This window comes from Vibrio amylolyticus (assembly GCF_023145695.1).
GTDB classification, from domain to species: domain Bacteria; phylum Pseudomonadota; class Gammaproteobacteria; order Enterobacterales; family Vibrionaceae; genus Vibrio; species Vibrio amylolyticus.
On sequence record NZ_JAJHVV010000007.1, the window covers coordinates 269,233 to 290,513 of the forward strand.

At 43.6% G+C, this 21,281-nt stretch carries 21 protein-coding genes; 17 read left to right on the top strand and 4 right to left on the bottom strand.

From position 1 onward, the window contains the following. The first annotated feature begins 198 nt into the window (after positions 1-198). Positions 199-1,197, top strand: a complete 999-nt coding sequence (locus KP803_RS13045; protein WP_248009271.1) for an arginine deiminase-related protein — start codon at positions 199-201, stop codon at positions 1,195-1,197. A gap of 138 nt (positions 1,198-1,335) precedes the next feature. Here KP803_RS13045 and KP803_RS13050 read toward each other — a convergent pair whose 3' ends face one another. Beyond that, positions 1,336-2,724: an MATE family efflux transporter gene (locus KP803_RS13050; protein ID WP_248009272.1), complete on the bottom strand. Its 1,389-nt coding sequence runs from the start codon at positions 2,722-2,724 to the stop codon at positions 1,336-1,338. 529 nt (positions 2,725-3,253) lie between these two features. On the opposite strand from KP803_RS13050, the gene KP803_RS13055 reads away from it, so the two are divergent. Beyond that, the gene (locus KP803_RS13055) at positions 3,254-3,514 is read left to right on the top strand and encodes a DNA polymerase III subunit epsilon (RefSeq protein ID WP_248009273.1); all 261 of its coding nucleotides are present in this window, start codon (positions 3,254-3,256) and stop codon (positions 3,512-3,514) included. A gap of 62 nt (positions 3,515-3,576) precedes the next feature. Here the strand turns inward: KP803_RS13055 and KP803_RS13060 are convergent, their stop codons facing one another. Beyond that, on the bottom strand, positions 3,577-4,947 hold the full coding sequence (locus KP803_RS13060) for an L-serine ammonia-lyase (protein WP_248009274.1): 1,371 nt from the start codon (positions 4,945-4,947) through the stop codon (positions 3,577-3,579). Between the two features lie 322 nt (positions 4,948-5,269). On the opposite strand from KP803_RS13060, the gene KP803_RS13065 reads away from it, so the two are divergent. Beyond that, positions 5,270-6,049 (top strand): TSUP family transporter, encoded by a 780-nt coding sequence (locus KP803_RS13065; protein ID WP_248009275.1) that lies wholly within the window; start codon positions 5,270-5,272, stop codon positions 6,047-6,049. Here the strand turns inward: KP803_RS13065 and KP803_RS13070 are convergent. Further along, positions 5,991-6,845 carry a LysR family transcriptional regulator gene (locus tag KP803_RS13070; RefSeq protein ID WP_248009276.1) on the bottom strand — a complete coding sequence of 285 codons (855 nt, stop codon included), beginning with the start codon at positions 6,843-6,845 and terminating at the stop codon, positions 5,991-5,993. The genes KP803_RS13065 and KP803_RS13070 overlap by 59 nt on opposite strands. 243 nt (positions 6,846-7,088) lie before the next feature. On the opposite strand from KP803_RS13070, the gene KP803_RS13075 reads away from it, so the two are divergent. The 4 genes from KP803_RS13075 to KP803_RS13090 all read left to right on the top strand — a co-directional run bounded on the left by KP803_RS13075 (position 7,089) and on the right by KP803_RS13090 (position 11,175). Further along, on the top strand, positions 7,089-7,682 hold the full coding sequence (locus KP803_RS13075; RefSeq protein WP_248009277.1) for a LysE family translocator: 594 nt from the start codon (positions 7,089-7,091) through the stop codon (positions 7,680-7,682). Between the two features lie 39 nt (positions 7,683-7,721). Continuing rightward, positions 7,722-8,555, top strand: coding sequence for an AraC family transcriptional regulator (locus tag KP803_RS13080; RefSeq protein WP_248009278.1), 834 nt, complete (start codon positions 7,722-7,724; stop codon positions 8,553-8,555). Positions 8,556-8,772: 217 nt separating this feature from the next. Continuing rightward, complete coding sequence (locus tag KP803_RS13085; protein ID WP_248009279.1) at positions 8,773-10,530, top strand: methyl-accepting chemotaxis protein; 1,758 nt, start codon at positions 8,773-8,775, stop codon at positions 10,528-10,530. Between the two features lie 213 nt (positions 10,531-10,743). Continuing rightward, a complete protein-coding gene (locus KP803_RS13090) occupies positions 10,744-11,175 on the top strand; it encodes a hypothetical protein (RefSeq protein WP_248009280.1) in 432 nt (143 codons plus the stop codon). Between the two features lie 141 nt (positions 11,176-11,316). Here the strand turns inward: KP803_RS13090 and KP803_RS13095 are convergent, their stop codons facing one another. Further along, a complete protein-coding gene (locus tag KP803_RS13095) occupies positions 11,317-12,204 on the bottom strand; it encodes a LysR substrate-binding domain-containing protein (RefSeq protein WP_248009281.1) in 888 nt (295 codons plus the stop codon). 139 nt (positions 12,205-12,343) lie between these two features. Here KP803_RS13095 and KP803_RS13100 point away from each other — a divergent pair, with 139 nt between their 5' ends. The 10 genes from KP803_RS13100 to KP803_RS13145 all read left to right on the top strand — a co-directional run bounded on the left by KP803_RS13100 (position 12,344) and on the right by KP803_RS13145 (position 21,232). Beyond that, positions 12,344-13,267 carry a DMT family transporter gene (locus tag KP803_RS13100; protein WP_248009282.1) on the top strand — a complete coding sequence of 308 codons (924 nt, stop codon included), beginning with the start codon at positions 12,344-12,346 and terminating at the stop codon, positions 13,265-13,267. A 140-nt stretch (positions 13,268-13,407) separates the two neighbouring features. Further along, positions 13,408-14,106 (top strand): hypothetical protein, encoded by a 699-nt coding sequence (locus KP803_RS13105; protein ID WP_248009283.1) that lies wholly within the window; start codon positions 13,408-13,410, stop codon positions 14,104-14,106. 73 nt (positions 14,107-14,179) lie between these two features. Next, on the top strand, positions 14,180-14,815 hold the full coding sequence (locus KP803_RS13110; RefSeq protein ID WP_248009284.1) for a sigma-70 family RNA polymerase sigma factor: 636 nt from the start codon (positions 14,180-14,182) through the stop codon (positions 14,813-14,815). Continuing rightward, positions 14,808-15,533: a ChrR family anti-sigma-E factor gene (locus KP803_RS13115; RefSeq protein WP_248009285.1), complete on the top strand. Its 726-nt coding sequence runs from the start codon at positions 14,808-14,810 to the stop codon at positions 15,531-15,533. The genes KP803_RS13110 and KP803_RS13115 overlap by 8 nt, the downstream gene beginning before the upstream one ends. A gap of 25 nt (positions 15,534-15,558) precedes the next feature. Next, entirely contained in the window at positions 15,559-16,503 is a 945-nt protein-coding gene (locus tag KP803_RS13120) for a YbgA family protein (RefSeq protein ID WP_248009286.1), read from the top strand. Next, positions 16,500-18,002, top strand: coding sequence for a deoxyribodipyrimidine photo-lyase (gene phrB / locus KP803_RS13125; protein ID WP_248009287.1), 1,503 nt, complete (start codon positions 16,500-16,502; stop codon positions 18,000-18,002). Before KP803_RS13120 ends, phrB begins: the two co-directional genes overlap by 4 nt. 68 nt (positions 18,003-18,070) lie before the next feature. Beyond that, the gene (locus KP803_RS13130) at positions 18,071-18,499 is read left to right on the top strand and encodes a nuclear transport factor 2 family protein (protein WP_248009288.1); all 429 of its coding nucleotides are present in this window, start codon (positions 18,071-18,073) and stop codon (positions 18,497-18,499) included. Between the two features lie 2 nt (positions 18,500-18,501). After that, positions 18,502-19,218, top strand: a complete 717-nt coding sequence (locus KP803_RS13135; protein ID WP_248009289.1) for an SDR family NAD(P)-dependent oxidoreductase — start codon at positions 18,502-18,504, stop codon at positions 19,216-19,218. After that, positions 19,218-20,471 (top strand): NAD(P)/FAD-dependent oxidoreductase, encoded by a 1,254-nt coding sequence (locus KP803_RS13140; RefSeq protein ID WP_248009290.1) that lies wholly within the window; start codon positions 19,218-19,220, stop codon positions 20,469-20,471. The genes KP803_RS13135 and KP803_RS13140 overlap by 1 nt, the downstream gene beginning before the upstream one ends. Beyond that, positions 20,468-21,232 carry a DUF1365 domain-containing protein gene (locus KP803_RS13145; protein WP_248009291.1) on the top strand — a complete coding sequence of 255 codons (765 nt, stop codon included), beginning with the start codon at positions 20,468-20,470 and terminating at the stop codon, positions 21,230-21,232. Before KP803_RS13140 ends, KP803_RS13145 begins: the two co-directional genes overlap by 4 nt. Positions 21,233-21,281 lie beyond the last annotated feature (49 nt).

Here is a 21,281-nt window from a genome sequence, read left to right on the forward strand (position 1 = left end):
TGACGCATGGCTTACCTCTAATGGATTAGAGTGATGTTTATCGAATTTGCGACAGTAAATTTTACTGTGAAATTAGGATTTGGCAGTGATTATTATCTTTTATTGATTGATTTATTAGTAACTTCAGTAAATCCAATCTTAACAATGTGTTTACAATTGCAAGTCATACGTTAAATAGAGTTATAAAGAGCCAAGACGATGTTGCAAAATAAAAAGCCGAAGGCTGTACCTAACCAGATTTCAATTTCCCGTAATGTAAACACTCAAAATGCGAACTGCGTAGTGATGGTGTCGCCAAAAGAGTTCTCATTTAATCCAGAGACAGCTGTAGACAATGAATTTCAGCAACAATCAGAATTGACACAAGAGCAAGTTCATCAACACGTCATGAGCGAATATGGCTCAATGGTGCAAGGGTTGCGTGCTGAGGGTGTTCAAGTTGTCGATTTTGATTACACATTGTCAGAAAAGCCAACACCAGACGCTGTATTTCCGAATAATTGGTTTTCCACCACGACAGAAGGTGAGCTCTACACCTTTCCAATGGCGTGTGAAAACCGCAGACATGAAGTCAGAGCGGATGAGCTCATTGCTTCTCTTAATGCGTCTGGTCGCAATGTAGAGAAAATAGACTCTCTGCAAGAGTATGCTGAGCAGAATGCATATCTTGAAAGTACTGGCGTGATGGTGAAAGACCATGTGAATCGCACCATCTATGCAGCATTGTCACAGCGTTGCGATCGAGAAGTGCTGGAAGAGTACGCAAAGCGTATTGGCTATCACCGCGTAATCTCATTTCAAACCGCACTAGAGTCAGGGCATCCCGTTTACCATACCAATGTAATGATGGCCGTTGGCGAAAGCTTCAGTGTGATTTGTGATGAAGTGATTCCAGAATTTGAACGTCGATTTGTTATTAAGTCGTTGTCGAAAAGCAAGCAGGTCATTTCGATTTCTGTTGAGCAGATGAATCAATTCTGCGGCAATATCCTTCAGCTAGAAACGGTTAACGGCAATAAGGTTATTGCGATGTCTCAATCGGCCTACGATGCGTTTTCTCCCGCTCAATTAGCTCAGTTATCCACTCATGGAAAACTCTTGCCATTTGATGTCACTACTATTGAGTCTATTGGTGGTGGTAGCGTGCGCTGTATGCTTGGAGAGGTGTTTTTGCCCACACGTAAGAAGTTGCTTTAGCTTCCACAATAATTGTCGCTATAGTTACCGTTATCACGATGCGATCCATTCTAATCTTTAGCGACAGATTCTACGCTTTCTAACGCGGACCTGTCGCTAAAGAAGAACAAATATTTAGCCTTGAAAGGTAGATTTTTCCTAGTTTATTGATAGCATCGAAGATGAGAAAGCGTGTGATGAACGGCTCTTAATGATAAAGCGCAACCTAAGCAGCATAAGCACAGCGGCAACCGACAATCCCGTTAGGATTCCGATCCAAAAGCCTTCTTCCCCCATCGCTGGGACAATGTAATCCGTCAGCCCTAATACCATTCCAAGTGGTAATGCTAACCCCCAATACGATGCAATCGCCAAGAACATAGGAACTTTTGTATCTTTATACCCACGCAAAGCACCATTAGCTGAAGTTTGTAGGGCGTCACTGAATTGATACATAGCGGTAAATAGCAATAGTGTCGCAGCCGTCGCGCTAATGGCAGGGTCGGTGGTGTAAAGTCGAATGATCCATTCAGGGAACAGCAGGAAAGTAGTAACAGAAAGCATCGATATCAGCCCTGCAACCAGAATGCCGATTTTACTGCGCTCAATCGCCCCCAGTTCGTCTTTTTCACCTAACGCATGCCCAACACGAATGGTAATGCCAAATGAGATACTCATCGGAATCACGTAAGTCATGCTTGAGATGTTGAGTGCTATCTGCGCTGCGGCGACGTTTTCAGCCCCTATTCGGCCAATCATCAGTGCGATTGCCGAAAAGATACTGCCACAAACAGCAATGTTCATTCCGATAGGTAGGCCGATCCTCAGTAGATGTAGCATCTCTTTTGCTCTTGGCTTTAAGTTTGTAAAACGAATGATGCTTTTGTAATGGTGATGACCTTTGATATAGGAATACAGCATTCCAGACATCAACCAATAAACCAAACTCGTTGCCCATCCACAACCGACAGCGCCCATTTCAGGAAAACCGAACTTGCCGTAGATAAGAGCGTAATTGACGGGAATGTTAATGAGCAAGCCAATCACAGAAATGATCATCGGAACTTTGGTATTGTTCATCCCTTCACAGAAGCCATTTAAGGTATAGAAGAGGGCAATTCCCGGCACGCCAAAGGCTAATGCAAAGGCATAATCACTGGCTATCGGAATAATTTCAGAGGCAACCCCAATCAATTCCAATATTGGCTTGGCACTAATAAGATAGGCGATGAGTAAGACACTGGAAAAAAGTGCTAGCCAAACCATTTGGAAGAATTCAACAGAGATACTTTCAAAATCTCGAGCTCCACGGTAGTAAGCCACGACGGGAGTTAGTGCCATGATAATGCCACGGAGTAACAGAAGCACCGGAATCCAAAGACTGGTCCCGAGCGCAATGGCGGCGAGATCGGCAGAGCTCACCTGGCCAGCCATTGTCGTATCGACAAACCCCATAGCTTGGGTAGCAATTTGAGTCAGAATGATTGGAATCGACAGGTGCATTAAAGCCCCCGATTCACGAGTAAAAGGACGAAGTTTAGTTAGCATAGAGGTTCTAAACACCAATATAAATGCACGAGTGATGGCAGGATAGCGAGTGTGAATTTTAGGGTGTGCCCATCGGGCGACGACAATATAAACACCTTGCTAGATGTGGTCAAGCTTGGGAGTTATAGGGGATCATTTCCTGAGTTTATCGACATAGAAACGTTATTCAATTGGTTCGCCTTTAATTGAATACAATCGTACTTCTAGCTATTAACGGCGTGATCTCTTCCTCACTACTCTTTAACATCAAACACGACTCTGCTTGATCTTTGGCTTACGAGAAGCGATAACCAATAAGTTGCTGCAAAAATCGGCTCGAAAGATCAACAACCCCTACAGCTTTAGTGATTATAGAGTGTGATTGTGTAGGTTTAAAAAGAACCTGCTGTTGTGGTCAGTATCAATTGCAGCGCATGTCGTGAAAGCAATTATGCTAAAATCCTTTTATCAGCACTATGAATGTTCAATACATCTCATTTCAACTGAGCACAGAAAATCTAAAAATGATGAATTACACAGGATATAAGAAATGAGCAAGTTAACCGCCGCAGAACGCAAAGCACGTGATGATGAACGCTTTTCACAGCGAGTGAGCGAGCGCAGAGAAAAAGGTGAAGACGTTATTGCTTACGCACTTGCAACCAAAAAAGCGGTGAAGTTTTTGACGAAATCAGAGCGCAAGGCAATGAATGTAAGAAAAGCAGAGCTTCAAGAAGAGAAGCGTCTGAAAGAAAAAGAAGAGTTAGCACGAATTGAAGCGTCGTTTAGTGGTCAGGAAGACCAAGAGTAAGCCAATTCTAATAGCTAAATATAACCCCATTTATGAACTTCAATAAATGGGGTTTATTTTATCTACTCACAAGGTGGTGCCATGTGAATCAGTGCCAGACCGCCTAATGATGTTTCACGGTATTTCTTGTTCATGTCTTTACCCGTTTGGTACATCGTCTCAATGACTTTGTCTAATGAGATAAGACATTTGCTGTTTCTCTTTAGTGCCATGCGAGAGGCATTGATCGCCTTCATAGCACCCATCGCATTACGCTCAATACACGGTACTTGAACCAGTCCACCGATAGGGTCACAGGTCATGCCCAGTGAGTGCTCCATCGCAATCTCAGCCGCAATACAAATCTGCTCGTTGCTGCCACCACGTAGCGCCGTTAACCCCGCTGCTGCCATAGATGAAGATACGCCAACTTCACCCTGACACCCAACTTCAGCGCCAGAAATAGAGGCGTTGGTTTTGTATAAAATACCGATCGCGCCAGAAACTGCGATGAAGTCTTTCAGCTGTTTCACATCCAGCTCTTTAATAAAGCGATGGTAGTAAGTTAATACTGCTGGAATCACTCCTGCTGCACCATTGGTTGGTGAGGTAACCACTTGCCCACCAGCGGCATTTTCTTCACTGACTGCAAAGGCAAAGAGGTTGATCCAATCCATAATTTCCATTGGATCGTTTTCGATGAGTTCGTTCGCTTCCAGCTTTTTAAGCAAGTTAGGGGCACGACGGGTAACGTTTAGGCCACCGTCTAGAATGCCTTCCGTTTCAAAGCCGCGTTCCATACATTTCGACATTACGCGCCAGATTTGATCGGCTTTCGCATCAATCGCGTCTTGGTCTAGAAAAGAGAGCTCATTGCGAAGGATCATACCGCCTAGGCTCAGTCCGTTCTTATCGGCTTGTTCGAGCATGGTATCTGCGCTGTTGAATGGGAATTCAACCTCCGTTTCTGTTGCACCCGTGCCATTGGTCAGCTCAGATTCTGTGGCAATGAATCCACCGCCAATAGAATAGTAAGTTTCAAACGCCACTTGCTTATTGTCGGCATCCAAAGCGGTGATCGTCATGCCGTTTTCATGTAGAGGCAGGTTCTCTTTATGAAACAGTAAATCGGTTTTGTAGTTGAACGGAATCTTTGACTCGCCAGCAAGGGTTAATTCACCGTTATCGATAGCATGGCGCATCGCTTGGTTAGCTGACGTGATGCGAATGGTATCAGGCCTGTTGCCAAGCAGCCCAAGAATGGTTGCACGATCGGTGTGGTGACCAATTCCAGTTAATGACAGTGAACCGTAAAGGTCGACTTGAACACGAACCACTTTACTTAGGTTTTCCCCAAGCAGTTGTGTGAAGTTGTATCCCGCAATCATCGGGCCATTGGTGTGAGAGCTTGAAGGCCCAACGCCAATTTTGTAGATATCAAAAACAGACAGCATAAAAATATCCTTTACGATAAAACAGCAATAAGCGCGTCGGAGATAACAGCGTAAACGACTATTGTCTCGACGGAACATAATAAGCAACCTAAATGGCTAGCTTTTGGTTTTGCTAAGCGTTCTTTTGATTATTATTGAAAATGGTTTGTTTGTCGGTATTGAAGCCAAAAAAATGAGCAGTCGTGCATCAACAAGCGTTAAGTTACCGTGACGATAAACTCCAATCAAGTCCAAATAGGAATAGGTTTCAATCCTTTCTTTCGCTAGTGTTCTTATGCATCCCCAGTAAGATTGCAGCATAACTCTTTAGTGAATAGATTAAATGGACATTACTTTTGACGTCTTAGCGCTGCTTTTTTTCGTCGCAGGATTGGCAGGTTTCATTGACGCCATGGCAGGTGGTGGTGGGCTGTTAACCTTACCTGCTTTACTTTCGGCGGGTGTTCCACCAACGCAAGCCTTAGCGACCAATAAACTACAAAGCTCATTTGGTAGCTTTTCCGCCTCTTGGTATTTTGTTCGTAGTGGCATCGTCAATCTAAAAGAGATGCGCCTTGCGATTCTTTGTACGTTCGTTGGCTCGGCCATAGGTGCTGAGCTCGTTCAGCATATCGATGCAGGCGTACTCACAAGTCTTATCCCGATTCTTCTACTTGGTATTTCACTGTATTTCTTAATGGCACCGCAAGCAGGTGAGGGTGGTGGAAAACCTAAACTCTCTGAGTCTATGTTTGCGTTCTCTGTGGGTACTGGTGTCGGTTTCTATGATGGTTTCTTTGGTCCGGGGACAGGGTCAATCTTCACTATCTGTTTCGTAGCGATTGCCCAGCTCTCTATCGTTCATGCAACGGCAAGAACTAAGGTGCTTAACTTCACTTCCAATTTGGCCGCACTTCTGTTTTTTATTATAGCCGGTTTGCCTATTTGGGAAATAGGCTTGGTGATGGCAGTCGGCGGATTTATTGGCGCCAGAATGGGCGCAAAAATGGTGGTAACAAAGGGGAAGAAATACATTCGTCCATTGGTTGTTGTTATGTCTATGGTTATGGCGCTAAAGCTACTTTGGGCACAAAATGCTCAATGGCTTCTATCACTGTTTTAACGCGTGAAAGTTTAAGGGCAGAAGGGCGATATACCAGATGAACTGGGCGAGTGAGAGACGCTAAAAATTCAAAATCAAAACAAAGCGATGGGCTGATGTGCAGAGTTTTGATAATAGAGAGAGGCACCAATGCTGGCGATACGCCTTGGATTGCCAATTGTGCCGCCGCGGTATACGAATCCATCTGCATGCTGGGTGTGATTCCTGACTGCTGTAATAGCCCTGCCTGATAGGTATTGGCGGGGTTGTTTAAATCATTGGTAATTAAACACGCTGGTGGTGAGGTAAGTGGTGACTTACTAACCACTTTAAATGGTTCATTGAAGAGGTGTGTTGCATGCAGACCTATACGTGCATTTAGGTGTCCAGCGCATAGGCCGATTAGCGCGTCACCCGATTTAACATGCTCAATAATTCTTGGTGTGTGGTTGGTGGTAATAGTGACAAAAGGGTCACGTTTGAGGAGGTTAGGAAGTATCTCACTTAAGTAACCTGCAACTAACGTCTCAGAACAATCAATACGAATGATGGACTGATCTTCTATCGTCTGCTCTTCGGCAATTAAACCTCGTAATTCATGAAGGCTCGGGCCTACCTTGTCGATTAGCATTAACGCTTCATACGTCAGTTTAATCTGGCGTCCTTCCGGCTCGATTAACTTTTTCCCCAACTTCTTTTCAAGATTTGCAATGCGTTTACTGACGGCAGACTGCCCGATATAGAGTCGGCTTCCTGTGCGGCTCATGGTTTTTTCTTGGGCCAGAACCAATAGTGTTTCAATGCCTTCAAGTAACATAGTTCTATCATGAAATTGTGGAATGAGTTATCTAGAGTAGCATGGAAAGTGGCAGCTTGGATTAGTGAGTACATCAGAGAGACGATTTTAAGGGAGAAATAAAACGGATGAAACGAAAGAAGTGTATAGTTTTTTATTCGAAACGTACTTTGATAAATCAGGGTTTACACTGTAAAGCTGCAATATCGTTCAATACCCTTCTTCTTGTATCGCTTATCTTCTCTGTAAATAAGGAGAACGATGATGAATAGTCTGTTTTTTGCCATGGTGGTGTTTGCATTTGTAGGCGCGGTGACTCCTGGTCCTGTTAATTTATTGGCGACCAGTACTGCGATTAATAGTGGTATAAGAGAAGCGTTGAAGCATGTCACCGGCGCATCGCTAGCTTATGCACTAGTGGTGTTTTTGTCGGGTAGCGTTATGCAGACAATGGCGACGTTGTTGCCCAAAGTTGAGCTGGCTATGCAGTTTATGGGCAGCGTGTTTCTTTTATACCTTGCGTTCAAAATCTTTACCGCCCCCGTCACTAGCATTGAGACAGAATCAGAAAGTACCATGAGCTGGTGGGTTGGTGCGCTTACTCAATTATTAAACCCCAAGGCATGGTTAGTGGCAATGTCAGGGGTAAGCCTCTTTGTTATTGGGCAAGACAACCCGCAGTCGTCATTGTGGTTGTTTACCTCTGTTTCTTTGGTGATTTGTTTTGTTGGTGTTGGAGTTTGGGCGATCATCGGGCAAATATTAGCCAGAAAGCTTGAAAATCCAGTGAAGCAGCGCCAATTTAATAGAGTGATGGCCGTTATGCTTGGGCTTTCTGTCGGTATGATTTGGGTCTAGCTTTAAATAGCTAAAGGGGAGTTTACTTAAGGATGAGTAATGAAAAAAGATAACAGCGCCAGTTTTAAGCAAAGCACATCTATCCCTTGGGTGGAACTTAGAGTCGCCGATCGAAGCAGCGCTTGTTATCAAGCTCATTCTCATGACGAGTTCTCTTTTGGTTTGATCCAGCAAGGGCGTGCGGCTTATCAGAATAGAGGAACGACACATCAAATTGGCGCAGGAGATATCGTCACCATTAACCCATCAGATGTGCACTCATGTAACCCAGAAGCGGGGACATGGTCATACAGCATGTTGTTTGTTGATACTCTGAAAATGGGTGAATTTCAAAAAGAGGTATTGGGCTATGAGCGAAAAATGCCAATGGCTGATTACACTCCCTTTCTTCATGATTTAGAGCGTGATGGCAATATTACATCGACATTCCAGAATTTATTTCAAGCGCTTCAAAGTGAATCTATCCCGTTACAAGCTCAAGCGTACTTTTACGATTTTATCGAAGTTAGCTTAGGTCAAGGTTCGAATGGTGGGAAACGAGAGAAAACTTCTCCTCATCTTCATCATGTTCGTGAAATGCTTCTAGACAATATGGATCACACCGTTCAATTAGACGATCTTGCTGACGAAGTTGGCCTAAGTCGTTACCAGCTGCTAAGGGCATTCAAAAACCAATACGGTTTGCCTCCTCATGCGTATTTGATGGATGAGAAAATTAAGCGTTCCAAAAAGCTGTTAAAGTCTGGACAGGATATTTCCTCTGTTGCTTTACAACTCGGCTTTTCAGATCAAGCTCATTTCCAGCGTCAGTTTAAAAAGAAACTAGCGGTCACACCTAAGTTTTATCAATCTCATTTTATTACTCCATCTTGAATGTCATAAATTCAAGCGACCCGTCTTCTTTAGAGTGCCTAACTCTTTATTTATATAAAACTAATGTCTTATTTTCTTTTAGTTTGATAGGAAAGCAAGTGCACTGAGTCTATGTACTTTGTCTGTTTTGTGAGCTACTTAAGATTATCATGTTGCGATAATGTTAACATTGATTCTCATAAGTAAGACTAATTTCACTCGGCATAAGGATCTGATCATGTGGCTAAATTGGCTGACGAATGTTTCATTTCGAATCAAAATGTATGTACTGGTGATGGGGATTATCGCCATTACTATTATTACCTCTTACTTAAGCGCGAATTATTTTATTGGTAAGTCTGTACACGAGATGGATTCAAAGAACCTTGATGTTCAAATGTCATTAATTAAAGACAAGATTCAAGGGGATATTGAGCAGCAAATTAGCATGGCGGAAAATCTCCAATTTAGTTTACTGGATATTACTCGAATCGTAGAAACAACAAATTTTTATGACGTTGTAAAAGTCACCCCGGGCATCGCTTTCTCGAAGGATGGCGCGGTAGAAAATGAAGAGCGTTCCGTGCAATTTCAAGAGATGTTAACCACCGCCAATGAGCAAGTGAAGGTGAGTAATATCATTATTCACGATGAAAAACCGATGCTAACCGTTGTCGTTCCTAGAAAGCACGGTGTTGGAGACATTTTCTATATTGATTTAACCCATACGCAGAACCTTTTTGATGATTTTTCAAGCCAAGGTATTCACTTTTCTTTGAGTGATATTGCAGGAAGTGAGTTAAATTCTGGGGCGTTAGTTGGTGACTTTATGGAGATCCCTTCAAGCTTTTCAATAAAAGAAAATCAGTGGGAACTAACTGGGTATATTGATAGCAATGTGATCCAAGAAAGTGTCTCTTCCATCAACCGACAAATTACTTTAGCTCTGTTTATCGCCTCATTGGTGATTGCACCATTAGGCGTTGTTCTCATTAATATCGCGTTCAAGCCGATTGTTTCACTGCGACAGATCATCATAGGTCTTGCGAGTGGTGATGGTGATTTGACTCAGCGTTTATCAGTTAAAACCAAAGGTGATCTCGGTTGGATAGCCGATGGCGTGAACCGGTTTATAGAAAGCTTACAGGTCATGATGGTTGATATATCTAAGTTCACGCAGCAAACCAATAGTGAGGTTAAAACGTTGCAAGCTCGAGCAGAGTCGAATCAAACTTTACTCGACGAGCATCAGAAAGAGACAGAGCTGGTGGTCACTGCAGTAGAAGAGATCAATGCAACCACAAGCTCGGTTGCTCAAAATGCAGCAGTAGCCGCAGAGCTAACGACTCAGGCTACGCAGGAAGCGACAGAAGCGAGAGATATGGTGAACGTGGCGGTGAATAGCGTGAATTCACTAGTTGAAGAGGTGGGTAGCATGTCTCATTCCGTGATGGCGATGAGTAATGACACCAAACAGATTGCCGATTCACTGCATGTGATTGGTGAGATAGCCGCTCAAACTAATCTCCTTGCACTCAATGCCGCCATTGAAGCGGCGAGGGCAGGAGAGCAAGGTCGAGGCTTTGCCGTGGTGGCCGATGAAGTGAGAAACCTAGCTTCAAGAACCCAAAACAGTACCTCTGAAATTGAAGAGATGCTGAATAAGCTTCGTCAAGCCAATGATAAAGTGGTCTCAAATATGGACATCACCAAATCCAGTTGCCACGAGACCGCTGAGAACACCAGTAATGTAATTTCTTGCTTGGATGCGGTGAATACGTCGGTGTACAAAATCAGTGACTTATCGGCTGAAATATCCGTTGCTGCGGAAGAGCAGAGCCAGGTTTCAGAAGAAGTGAGTCGAAATATGACCGCGATTGGTAAGGTAATTCACACCATTAATAACAATGGCTTAGAAAGCGTTAGGAGCGTGACTGAACTCAGCCAACACAATCAACAACTCGCAACGATTGTTGGCAAATTCAAAGTCAGTTAATAATTAACCGCCTGCCTACAATGTGAGATGTAGGCAGGCTAGCCAAGGCGATTTTCCTGTGTTAAGTTACCCGCAGGCTGATTGGACGCCTACCTCGCAAAAGCGCACGTACCAATACCAGCAACGTCTTCTGTTGCACTTACAATTTATTCAGTTTATACGCTGAGCACCTTCTGAAACCGATAGCGAGTAGGTTCGATATAGGAGAATACTATGCGTATTGAACAAGTAAATCTTGTCGAATTATGGCTCTATGAAGCCAAACTATTACACAAATCAACCAAATCCGATCAGCTTTCCAGCTCGCTTCCTGTTCTGCGTCGACTGCTAAAATATAGTGTGCTCGTTGGGTTGTCATTACCTGAACTGCAAAAAGACGTGACGATCATTCAGCGCAAACACTTGTTGCAACTCGTCGCAATTGAGAACGGTTGTAAAAGCTGGGCTGAGTTTAAGGCGATACTAGAATCAGAGATCGTCTCTTCAGATAAATATCTCCCAGAGCGTATTAAGCTCAAAGGTATTGGCTATCCGGCACGATGGTTTTCAACCATGGAAGAGGCACAATCGTATGCCAAGATTCATGGTGGTGAAGCCATTCTGGTAGGTATGCAAGCCGTCATTGGGTCCGTTAATGATGAATAGTCGTTAGTCTCGACTAGGAGCCAATAATGGACAGTGTTGAATGACATTAGACGCCACTCTTAGGTTGTTGCGCATCAGAGATGAGTGATGATTCTAGGGTGGCACTATTCTTTCAGGGCTTTCCACCTTCTCTTCGCATCATCAGGTTGCAAACTCGCTTTGCAGCCAAGATCTCAGTGCTAACACACTCTCTTGTTTGAGCTTTTCAGGTAAGCAGGCAAAGTAGAAACTCTGTTTTGGGTGAATGACTGACAGACCAACGTCGATCAACATACCATGCTTAATTTCATCCTTTACGAACTGTCGATGGGTAACAAACAGTCCTAACTTTCTAGAGGCCGCTTGTACGGCATGGACAGAAGCGATAAAACTCAAATTTCGATGCTGGTTTGGCTTAGCCACCTTATTCGCTTGACACCAATATTGCCAGTCCCCATCACGGCGATCATTGGTAGCAAAAATAGCGGGAAAGCGATCCAGCAGCTCTTTGACCGTTGAACCTTCGTCAGCCAAGTCCGGGTGGCACACCATCACCAGCTCATCATCGCCTAACTTCTCACAGTGATAATCTAGCCAATCGGTTTGATTGCCATGAATCAGTGCCACATCGACACTTTCTCGTTCAAGGTTGAATGCGCCAATGAGGTTTGAGACTCGTACATCTAGGTTGGGAGCGTGTTGCTGGAATGCTTGAACTCGTGGTATCCACCAATGAATGGCTAAGGAGTTAACCATGTTTAACGTGATTCGGTTTTCGTGGTCAAGCTGTTGAATTGATGTAGATGCATCCACAATCTGCTCGAGTGCGGGGGCGACCTTCTTGTAGTAAAGCTTACCTTGAGCGTTCAGTTCCACTTGCCTCCCAACACGCCTAAACAGTGCAAGGCCAAGTTGGCTCTCTAAACTTTTAATCGCTTGGCTAACGGCTGAATGACTTACGTTTAACATGTCGGCGGCGTTGGTCATGCTGCCCGTTTCAGCAACAGCGACAAATGCGTAGATGCCTTTAAGAGGAACGAGTGTTTTCATAGCTTACTCACAGTGAAAGTTGTTCGTTGATGACTGTTAAGTTTTACTTACAGGTTTGGTTAATATTACTCGCTTTTTTGTTGTGCGTCACTTTCATACACTGCTCGCAATAAAGGTACACGCACCAAAGGAGAGTTGTATGCCGACTGAAGATAAAGCTGCGTTGCTTATGCTGTGCTCAACGTTAAGCTTATCGTTGACGGGTTTAGTTGCTAAGTTCTTGACCAGTGAGTTTAGTTTATTGACTTTACTGTTCTTACGGTTATTCATTCCAGCGGTGTTGATGTTATCCGTGGTGGCGAGCATCAAAATTGTTCTGCCTAAGAAAAACTTAATGAAACCGATCCTCACGAGATCGGTTTGTGTGGTGGGGTGTCAGATCTGTTTTCTGACCTCATTGACCCAGTTAACCTTGGTAGAAAGTGTGGTCCTTTTTGCTACTGGCCCGTTATTTATTCCAGTACTTGAAAAACTGTTTTTTGGAACCGCAATAAAGCGAGTGGTCAAAGTTGCGTTAACGGTGACATTTATCGGGGTGATATTGATGACCAGTGATGGAAGCTCTATTCACTTTAAGCCGGAAATGTTGATTGGACTAGGGGCAGGAATGTTCAATGCGGGCTCGCAGCTAAGTTTATACCGATCATCTAAAGGCGATATGTCGGCAAGTGCGACTAATGGTTGGAGCTTTCTCTTTAGCTCATTACTCGTCTTACCTATCAGTTTATGGTACGGATTATCCGATGCCGATAGAGTTATTCTCGCAGCACCAATAGAGAGCTGGGTGAGTTGGTTAGCTTTATTGGTATTAGCCTTGGTTACCATGAGCAATCAGATCTTTCGTTCTAAGGCGTATAAGCTGGCCGAAAGTAACTCTCAACTCGCACCGCTTATATTCACGCATTTACTGTTTACCCTCGTTTGGCAATTAACGTTTTTTGATGCTGAAGTGACCCAAGAGAAAGTCCTTGGTGTTGTGCTAATTGTTGTGGCGAGCTTAATGCAGACCTTTATTTCTAAAAGGGAAAAAATACCGAAGCTAAAGCTTAAATCTTGTCGATGAACAGGGTCGGGAAAATTAAGTCTAGGTTAATGTTTAAACTGTTTGATGGAGGAGAATCGGTTCATATTATATCGACGCCGTCATAGTAGTGATCGAACTCTTAATCGGAAACGTATTGGTAGTATGTCAATGGATTAGGAATGAATGTGATCGATACGAATTTAATTAAAAATGAACAACCGAATGATTCTTATGGCATTCAAGGCTTGCCAGTGTTTCCTCTGCCGATCTTCTTACTTTGCGGAGGGCGACAACGGCTTAGAATTTTCGAAGCTAAGTATCTATCGATGATAGCCCGAGCCACAGAGCAAGGTGGCTTCGTTATTGGCATGTTCAGAAAAAACACTCAATTTCTTGTCCCCGATTGGGGTGTGCACGTGGAAGTGGTTGATTTTGATTTGGAGAAAAGCGGTATTCTGATTGTCGATGTTTTGGCGATTCGACTGGTATCACTGTCAGATATGTATCACCAAAAAGACGGATTATTAATGGCGCAAACGAGAACCAAGCGACATTGGTCTGATGCTTGCTCGACTAATAAGGCTTCCAAAACGGATTCAGAGCTCGTCGACGCAGAAATGAATACTCCTAAAGGAATGGACTCGCACAACTACACTTTGCTTTCTCATGCTCTCAAAGGGTTATTTGACGCACACAAAGAGATAAATGAACTGTATAAAACTCAACACTTTAACTACGCTGAATGGGTATCCGCTCGTTTACTCGAGCTTATCCCTCTCACTCTTGATGAGAAAGAAGGCTTTATTCACCAGCTAGGGTTTGCACAGCTCAATGAACTGTTAATGACTTTATTTGAAAAAAAAAGAACAAAGCAGTGATCTTTTTCGTTCCACGCTCCGTATTGGTATGTAGATATTGTTATTTAGTGAGTCATTACGGGGGCATAGGAACATGCATCAAAATGAGGATATAACCAACCCACCTGTGGGAGGAAGCCCCATTATACAACCAATTAAGAGCGCTCATGAAGTGTTGTCTGTCTATTTATCTCAGGTAGCAGAAAGCCAAGATAAAGACGCCTTTACGAAATTGTTTGAGTTTTTTGCTCCTAAAATTAAGCGTTTTGGAATCAAGCAGTTCAAAGATGACAGTTTGGCGAACGAGCTCGTTCAAGACACTATGGCCAATGTTTGGAGAAAATCGCACCTTTACAATAAGGACAAGGGTGCAGCAACCACTTGGGTCTATACCGTCATGAGAAATGTCTGCTTCGATCATCAAAGAAAGATGAAGAATAATGCAGCTCAGAACCTTGGTGATGATATTTGGCCTCTAGAACAAGCATCTGTGGAAAGAGACACTACGTATCAACAAGACAGTGACCACCTAATGAATGAAAAGATTCAAAAGTTGGTCGACGAGCTACCGACCGCTCAGCGTGTTGTGCTGAAAGCTGTTTATTATCAAGACTTATCTCAAGAGCAATTGGCTCAGCAGTTAGGCGTTCCTGTAGGAACCATCAAATCACGATTACGGTTAGCACTGAGTAAAATTAGACAGAAAATGGGAGAACAAAACCATGATTAAACATCACCCAAGTCGAGCATTGCTCGAAGAGTTCGTCTCTGGAAAGTTGGTTTCGTCTGTTTCTGTCATTGTCGCCAGTCACGTTGAAATGTGCAGTAAATGCCAAGAAATCGTCGCACAGTTGACAGAAAAAGCGGCGTTATCTGCTTTTGAAATGGAAGACGATGCGTTGTTTTTTGATGAATCAGAGTTAGATGCAGAGATTGCTATGGCACTTGATGATTCGAATTTTTCGGGTTCTGCAATGAACGAACAGCAAACTTTGGCTATTAAGTCGATTACCGATTTACCTGCTCTAGAGCTTGGACACCTGTCGAATCCAATCATTGAACTTGATGACAACGGTACGAAAGTGCCATTGCCAACAGCGATTCGCTCTATTGGACTTAAAGAGTGGCAGGGTATTGGAAAAGTATCTCGAGCACGTCTTACTCTCGATGATGATGAGCGAAGAACCAGTTTATTACGCATTGCCGAAGGGGGGCATGTGCCGCCCCACACACACAAAGGCTTTGAAATCACGCTATTGCTACAGGGCAGCTATACAGACGAAATGGACACTTACAGAGCAGGGGATTTCATCTGGCTAGATGGGTCACAAACTCATACCCCAAAAACCGAAGAAGGGTGCGTTTGTCTCACGGTTTCCAGTGACGCTTTACACTTTACTCAAGGCGTCAGTCAGCTTTTTAACCCATTGGGCAAACTCATTTATTAAATTTGAGTTACGGCAGGAGGTTCCCATGAAAAATAAACTACAGATCGGTATTAGTGCCTGTGTAACAGGTCAGCAAGTCCGCTACGATAAAAGCCACAAACGTTCATCTTTTTGTATGGACGAGTTGAGTGATTTTGTGGAGTTCAAGCCTGTGTGTCCAGAAATGGCGGTAGGATTGCCTACGCCCAGACCAACCATTCGTCAGATCTCAGTTAATGAGGTGATTAAGGTGTCTCGACCTGACGGTTCAAGCGATGTCACCGACGCCATGACACAGTTTGGCCAAACACACGCACAATCTAATCCACAGTTGGCTGGCTTTATTTTTTGTGCCAAAAGCCCAAGCTGTGGCATGGAACGCGTTAAGGTCTACCAAGAAGATGGAAAGGGCTCAGTTAGTAAAGGTATTGGCCTGTTCGCTGAGCAAATTATGAAAAACAACCCTTTACTGCCTTGTGAAGAGAATGGGAGGTTGAACGATCAAGTGATTCGCGAAAACTTCATCACGCGAATTTTCACCTACCAAAAGTGGTTAGATTTAGCGGAAGAAGGCATTACCTTACACAAACTCATAGAGTTCCATAGCGCTCATAAATATTTGGTGATGACTCACAACATCGCACGTTACAAAGCGTTAGGTAAACTGCTCGCCGACCCGAAAGAACCGATTGATGTAGTCGAAAAACAGTACATTGCAATGCTAATGGAAACTTTGACAATAAAGGCGACCAGAAAAGGTCACACCAATACGCTGCAACACTTACAAGGCTATTTTAAAAAGCACCTTTGTGCTCAGCGGCGAGAAGAGTTAACACAGGAAATCGAGTCTTACCGTAAAGGGTTGACGCCACTGCTCGTGCCTTTAACGTTGATTAAGCACTACATGCTCGCTTACCCGAATGAGTATTTGGACCGACAGGTATACATTAACCCGCACCCTAAGTCACTGAGATTGAGGTATGGATATTGAGCACACTATTATGGCTTAGGCGAGATTTACGACTGCACGACAATCCTGCTCTAAACGAAGCAATCCGCTCTGGCGCGTCCAGAGCGGTTTACATTTCTACCCCGAAGCAATGGAAGCGCCATCATTTATCGCCTATTCAAGCGGATTTTATCACTCGACATCTCAACAGCCTCATTAAACCGCTCGCCAAGCTCGGTATCGAATTAGTGCACCTCAAGGCGACCGATTTTAATTCGCAACAAGAGATTTTAGAGCAGTACTGCCAAGAACATAAAATCGACACTGTTTTCGCAAACAGCGAGCCAGAAGCCAACGAGCGTAAGCGGGACACTGAGATTGCCTCTGGTAAGCTGACCCTTAAGATATTTGATTGCGATACCATTGTGCCTGTTGGAAGATTACTTACTCAGAACGATCAAATGTTCAAAGTGTTTACCCCCTTTAAACGTGCCTGGCTAAAATACGTTCATCAATTTGGTATTGATGTGGTTGGATTAGCAGATCCAAATGAGTCACCTATAAACAAGGTTCTAGAGCAGAAATCTCATGTTGATGACACGTCTTCTCTTAGTAACAAGTTTGAGAGCGCGGCTCTTGAAAACCGTCCGATAGAAAATACGGTATTCGAGAAAATAACCTTCGATTACCCAACTTCCGACTCTTCACACTGGCCTTTGTCCTTGACCGTCCTCAATGAGGCGTGGCCTGAATTTATTGACGATAAATTGCGCGCCTACGGCAAGCTACGTGATTTTCCTGCCGTTAATGGCACATCCAAACTTTCACCCTATTTAGCGATTGGAGCATTGAGTCCAAGACTGATCGCATCGACACTGTTGCAGAATGAACCAGAGCTTACTATTAATCATGAACTGACCAGTTTCAGCTGGCTCAATGAATTGATTTGGCGAGATTTCTATAAACACCTCATCTTTCATTTCCCAAGGTTGGTCAAAGGGGCAAGCTTCCAAGAAAAATACCAACAGCTGCCTTGGTCGCATAGTCCCGAGTTATTTCAAGCCTGGTGCGAAGGACGAACGGGCTATCCCCTGGTTGATGCAGCGATGAGACAGTTAGTTCAAACAGGTTGGATGCATAACCGACTAAGAATGGTGGTTGCGAGCTTTCTCACCAAGCACCTGCTCATTGACTGGAAGATGGGAGAGCAGTTTTTTATGTCAAAGCTCATTGATGGGGACTTTAGTGCGAACAACGGTGGTTGGCAGTGGGCAGCAAGCACCGGGTGCGACGCACAACCTTACTTTCGTATATTCAACCCTATAACGCAAAGCGAAAGATTTGATCCAAATGGCGAGTTCATACGTACCTATTTACCAGAGCTTAAAGAGGTGCCCAATAAACACATTCACTTCCCTCATCAGTACCTAGAATTGAAGGGTAAAGCGGATTTGTATTGTACTCCTATCGTTGTTCACAAGGATGCGAGACAAAGGGCATTGGATTTTTTTAAGCAATCCCCGTTAATCGTGCACAAATAGATTTTGGCATTTGTGTGCATGAAAACGTCGTCATTGGATTTACTTCCACAAAAATAAGGGACGTTCATATGGAACAATCATTGTGGTTAGAAAAGTTTATCAATGTATATCAGGAGCTCGGAACAGAGAATCTCACCTCTTTGTCAACGATTTACCATCCGAGGATTACCTTCATTGACCCACTGCATAAAGCCGAAGGGCTGAAAGCACTTATTGACCGTTTTCATTTCAGTTATGAAAATATTCTTCAATGCGATTTCGCGATAGACCATGTCTTTCAGTCCAATAACGAAGCCGCGGTGTACTGGACGATGACGTTTCGACATACCTCACTCAACGGCAAGCAGCCCATTATTGTGAATGGGCATTCGCATCTGAGGGCTGAAGACGGTTTGGTTATTTTTCATCGAGATTATCTCGACGTTGGTGCCATGATTTATGAGCATGTCCCATTTCTTGGTATCGCCGTTAAGAAACTCAAGCAGAGAGCGAGCTAATCATGAAGATACTCATCACGGGAGCAACTTCAGGTATTGGGCACGAATTGGCGTTACGCTATGCCAAAGAGGGGCATGATGTCATCGCGTGTGGACGCAACGAAACGAAACTCAGCCAACTGCAGCAGTTGCACTCATCCATTCAACCACTGTGCTTTGATTTAACCGATTACGAGAATTACCCAGAATGGGAAGAAGGTAAGACTTTAGATCTCGTTATTTTTAATGCCGGAGACTGTGAATACATTGATGATCTGCTCGACTTTGATGCCAAGAAATTTGAGCGTGTTATTAATATCAATCTGATCTCTATTGGATATGGGCTGCAAACTTGGCTCAAGCACATAAAAACAGGCGGTAGGGTTGCTCTTGTCAGTTCTAGTGCAGGTTTGTTGCCTCTTCCTAGAGCGGAAGCGTATGGTGCCTCAAAAGCCGCTGTTACTTACTTAGGTAAAACATTAGCCGTTCGCTTAACCGATATGAACATTCATGTTTCAGTGGTTCACCCTGGTTTTGTGAAAACCCCACTCACCGATAAAAATACCTTTGATATGCCGATGATCATTACGACTGAAAAAGCGGCTGAGAAAATAACCACGGGGCTTGCCAAAGGAAAAGCAGAGATTAATTTTCCTACACTCTTTGTATTCATTATGAAGTGCTTACGTTTTTTACCGTCAAGCACATGGAACAGACTCGCAACGAAAATGGAGCAATAATGAAGAAAATTGCAATCATCGGCTCTGGTATTTCAGGGCTAACTTGTGCTCATCTACTCGACAAAAAATACGATGTCACCGTGTTTGAGAAAAATGATTATGTCGGAGGCCACACGGCAACTGTCGATATCCACCACAAGGGCACAGATTACGCGATAGACACCGGTTTCATTGTCTTTAACGATAGAACCTACCCAAACTTCAATCGTCTTCTGTCCCAGCTAGGTATTGAGCAACAAGAGACCGAAATGAGCTTCAGTGTGCACAATCGAAAATCAAAGTTTGAGTACAACGGCCATGGCTTAAATTCTCTATTTGCTCAAAGACGTAACCTACTGAGGCCTAAGTTCTGGCGACTCATCGTTGAAATCATCAAGTTCAATAAACTGTGTAAAGCTGCCTTCAAAGAGAACAACATTGAAGAAAAGCAAACCTTAGGTCACTTTCTAAAGCAACATACATTCTCTTCCTTTTTCAGTGAGCATTACATCCTCCCTATGGGCGCAGCGATTTGGTCTACATCTCTTGAAGATATGAAGAAATTTGAACTGAAGTTCTTTATTCAATTTTTTTATCATCACGGATTACTGAACATTGTCGATAGGCCGCAATGGTATGTTGTACCAAGGGGGTCAAGAAGTTATGTCGACGTGATTCAACGCAAGCTAAGTAGACCGATTCTACTCAATTCAAACATTGAGCAGGTTGAACGCAGTGAAGAGTGCGTAACAGTCATCATGGAAAATGGCGATCAATTGGAGTTCGACGACGTCATTTTTGCCTGTCATTCCGATGAAGCATTGGCGTTGATTGCTTCGCCTACAGAGCAAGAAGTCAACGTACTCTCCGACATTCCGTACAGTCGTAATGAAGTCGTTCTACATACCGATATAGGGCTACTACCAGATAGAAAGCTCGCTTGGGCAAGTTGGAACTATATGCTTGATGGTGATGCGACAAGACCATCGTGTGTGACTTACAACATGAACATTTTGCAAGGCATTCAAAGTGACGACACCTTTTGTGTCACGTTGAATCAAACCGAGGCGATAAACCCAGACAAGATAATCAGAAAATTTGTCTACTACCATCCTGTTCTTGATGCCCAGAGCGTAAAAGCGCAAAAACAACGCCCTAAAATTTGTGGCAAGAATCGTAGCCATTTTGTTGGGGCCTATTGGTATAACGGCTTCCACGAAGACGGGGTTCGTAGCGCATTAGATGTTACGAAGCGGTTCGGGCAATCACTATGACTGAGCACAGTGGCATTTATTGGGGTAACGTCCGTCATCGCCGATTCGGTGAGATAGAGCATAAGTTTAGCTATCAGCTGTATATGCTCGGTATTGACCTCGATGAACTGCCAAAGCTGACTAAACGAAGCCTTATATTTGGTACCCATTGGTATAACCCGATTCGCTTCGATGAAAAAGATTATATAAAAAGTGAACCAGGCAGCTTAAAGCAACGTATAAGTCTAAAAGTAAAGCAGTTAGGTGGCGATTGGAGTAACGAAAACCGTGTGACATTACTGGCGCAAGCTCGATGTTTTGGTCTCTATTTTAGCCCGATAAATTGCTACTTTTGTTATGACGAGAATCAAGAGTGCCAATACATGCTTGCTGAAGTCAGCAATACACCTTGGAAAGAAAGGCACTACTATTTAATCAAAATGGGTGGAGAGATGAGAGTTAAAAAAGCGTTTCATGTCTCACCATTTATGAATTTAGACATGGATTATCATTGGACTATTTCAGCGCCTAAACGGAACACGTTAGTGCACATTGAAAACCATGCTAATACGCAGTCAGACATAACCACAGGGACAAAGGTGTTCGATGCCACACTCGCACTCATTAAACGCGACATAACATCGAAAGAGCTAATGAGAACGTTAGGTTCAATCCCTATGATGACACTCAAAGTGGTATCGGGTATTTACTGGCAAGCCTTAAAGTTATTTATCAAACGCGTGCCATTTGTGGATCATCCGGGCACACGGTCAAATGGGTAATCAGGCACAAGCACTCATACAGCGTTAGACACAACGTTTGAAGACGTTA

Excerpts from the sequence above, each read along its gene's own strand:
- KP803_RS13070 (WP_248009276.1), bottom strand. The coding sequence starts at position 6,845 with ATGTTACTTGAAGGCATTGAAACACTATTGGTTCTGGCCCAAGAAAAA.
- KP803_RS13115 (WP_248009285.1), top strand. The coding sequence starts at position 14,808 with ATGATTAAACATCACCCAAGTCGAGCATTGCTCGAAGAGTTCGTCTCT.
- KP803_RS13080 (WP_248009278.1), top strand. The coding sequence starts at position 7,722 with ATGAAAAAAGATAACAGCGCCAGTTTTAAGCAAAGCACATCTATCCCT.
- KP803_RS13060 (WP_248009274.1), bottom strand. The coding sequence starts at position 4,947 with ATGCTGTCTGTTTTTGATATCTACAAAATTGGCGTTGGGCCTTCAAGC.
- KP803_RS13120 (WP_248009286.1), top strand. The coding sequence starts at position 15,559 with ATGAAAAATAAACTACAGATCGGTATTAGTGCCTGTGTAACAGGTCAG.
- KP803_RS13090 (WP_248009280.1), top strand. The coding sequence starts at position 10,744 with ATGCGTATTGAACAAGTAAATCTTGTCGAATTATGGCTCTATGAAGCC.
- KP803_RS13045 (WP_248009271.1), top strand. The coding sequence starts at position 199 with ATGTTGCAAAATAAAAAGCCGAAGGCTGTACCTAACCAGATTTCAATT.
- KP803_RS13075 (WP_248009277.1), top strand. The coding sequence starts at position 7,089 with ATGAATAGTCTGTTTTTTGCCATGGTGGTGTTTGCATTTGTAGGCGCG.
- KP803_RS13135 (WP_248009289.1), top strand. The coding sequence starts at position 18,502 with ATGAAGATACTCATCACGGGAGCAACTTCAGGTATTGGGCACGAATTG.
- KP803_RS13085 (WP_248009279.1), top strand. The coding sequence starts at position 8,773 with ATGTGGCTAAATTGGCTGACGAATGTTTCATTTCGAATCAAAATGTAT.
- KP803_RS13050 (WP_248009272.1), bottom strand. The coding sequence starts at position 2,724 with ATGCTAACTAAACTTCGTCCTTTTACTCGTGAATCGGGGGCTTTAATG.
- KP803_RS13130 (WP_248009288.1), top strand. The coding sequence starts at position 18,071 with ATGGAACAATCATTGTGGTTAGAAAAGTTTATCAATGTATATCAGGAG.
- KP803_RS13065 (WP_248009275.1), top strand. The coding sequence starts at position 5,270 with ATGGACATTACTTTTGACGTCTTAGCGCTGCTTTTTTTCGTCGCAGGA.
- KP803_RS13105 (WP_248009283.1), top strand. The coding sequence starts at position 13,408 with ATGAATGTGATCGATACGAATTTAATTAAAAATGAACAACCGAATGAT.
- KP803_RS13140 (WP_248009290.1), top strand. The coding sequence starts at position 19,218 with ATGAAGAAAATTGCAATCATCGGCTCTGGTATTTCAGGGCTAACTTGT.
- KP803_RS13055 (WP_248009273.1), top strand. The coding sequence starts at position 3,254 with ATGAGCAAGTTAACCGCCGCAGAACGCAAAGCACGTGATGATGAACGC.
- KP803_RS13145 (WP_248009291.1), top strand. The coding sequence starts at position 20,468 with ATGACTGAGCACAGTGGCATTTATTGGGGTAACGTCCGTCATCGCCGA.
- KP803_RS13110 (WP_248009284.1), top strand. The coding sequence starts at position 14,180 with ATGCATCAAAATGAGGATATAACCAACCCACCTGTGGGAGGAAGCCCC.
- KP803_RS13095 (WP_248009281.1), bottom strand. The coding sequence starts at position 12,204 with ATGAAAACACTCGTTCCTCTTAAAGGCATCTACGCATTTGTCGCTGTT.
- KP803_RS13100 (WP_248009282.1), top strand. The coding sequence starts at position 12,344 with ATGCCGACTGAAGATAAAGCTGCGTTGCTTATGCTGTGCTCAACGTTA.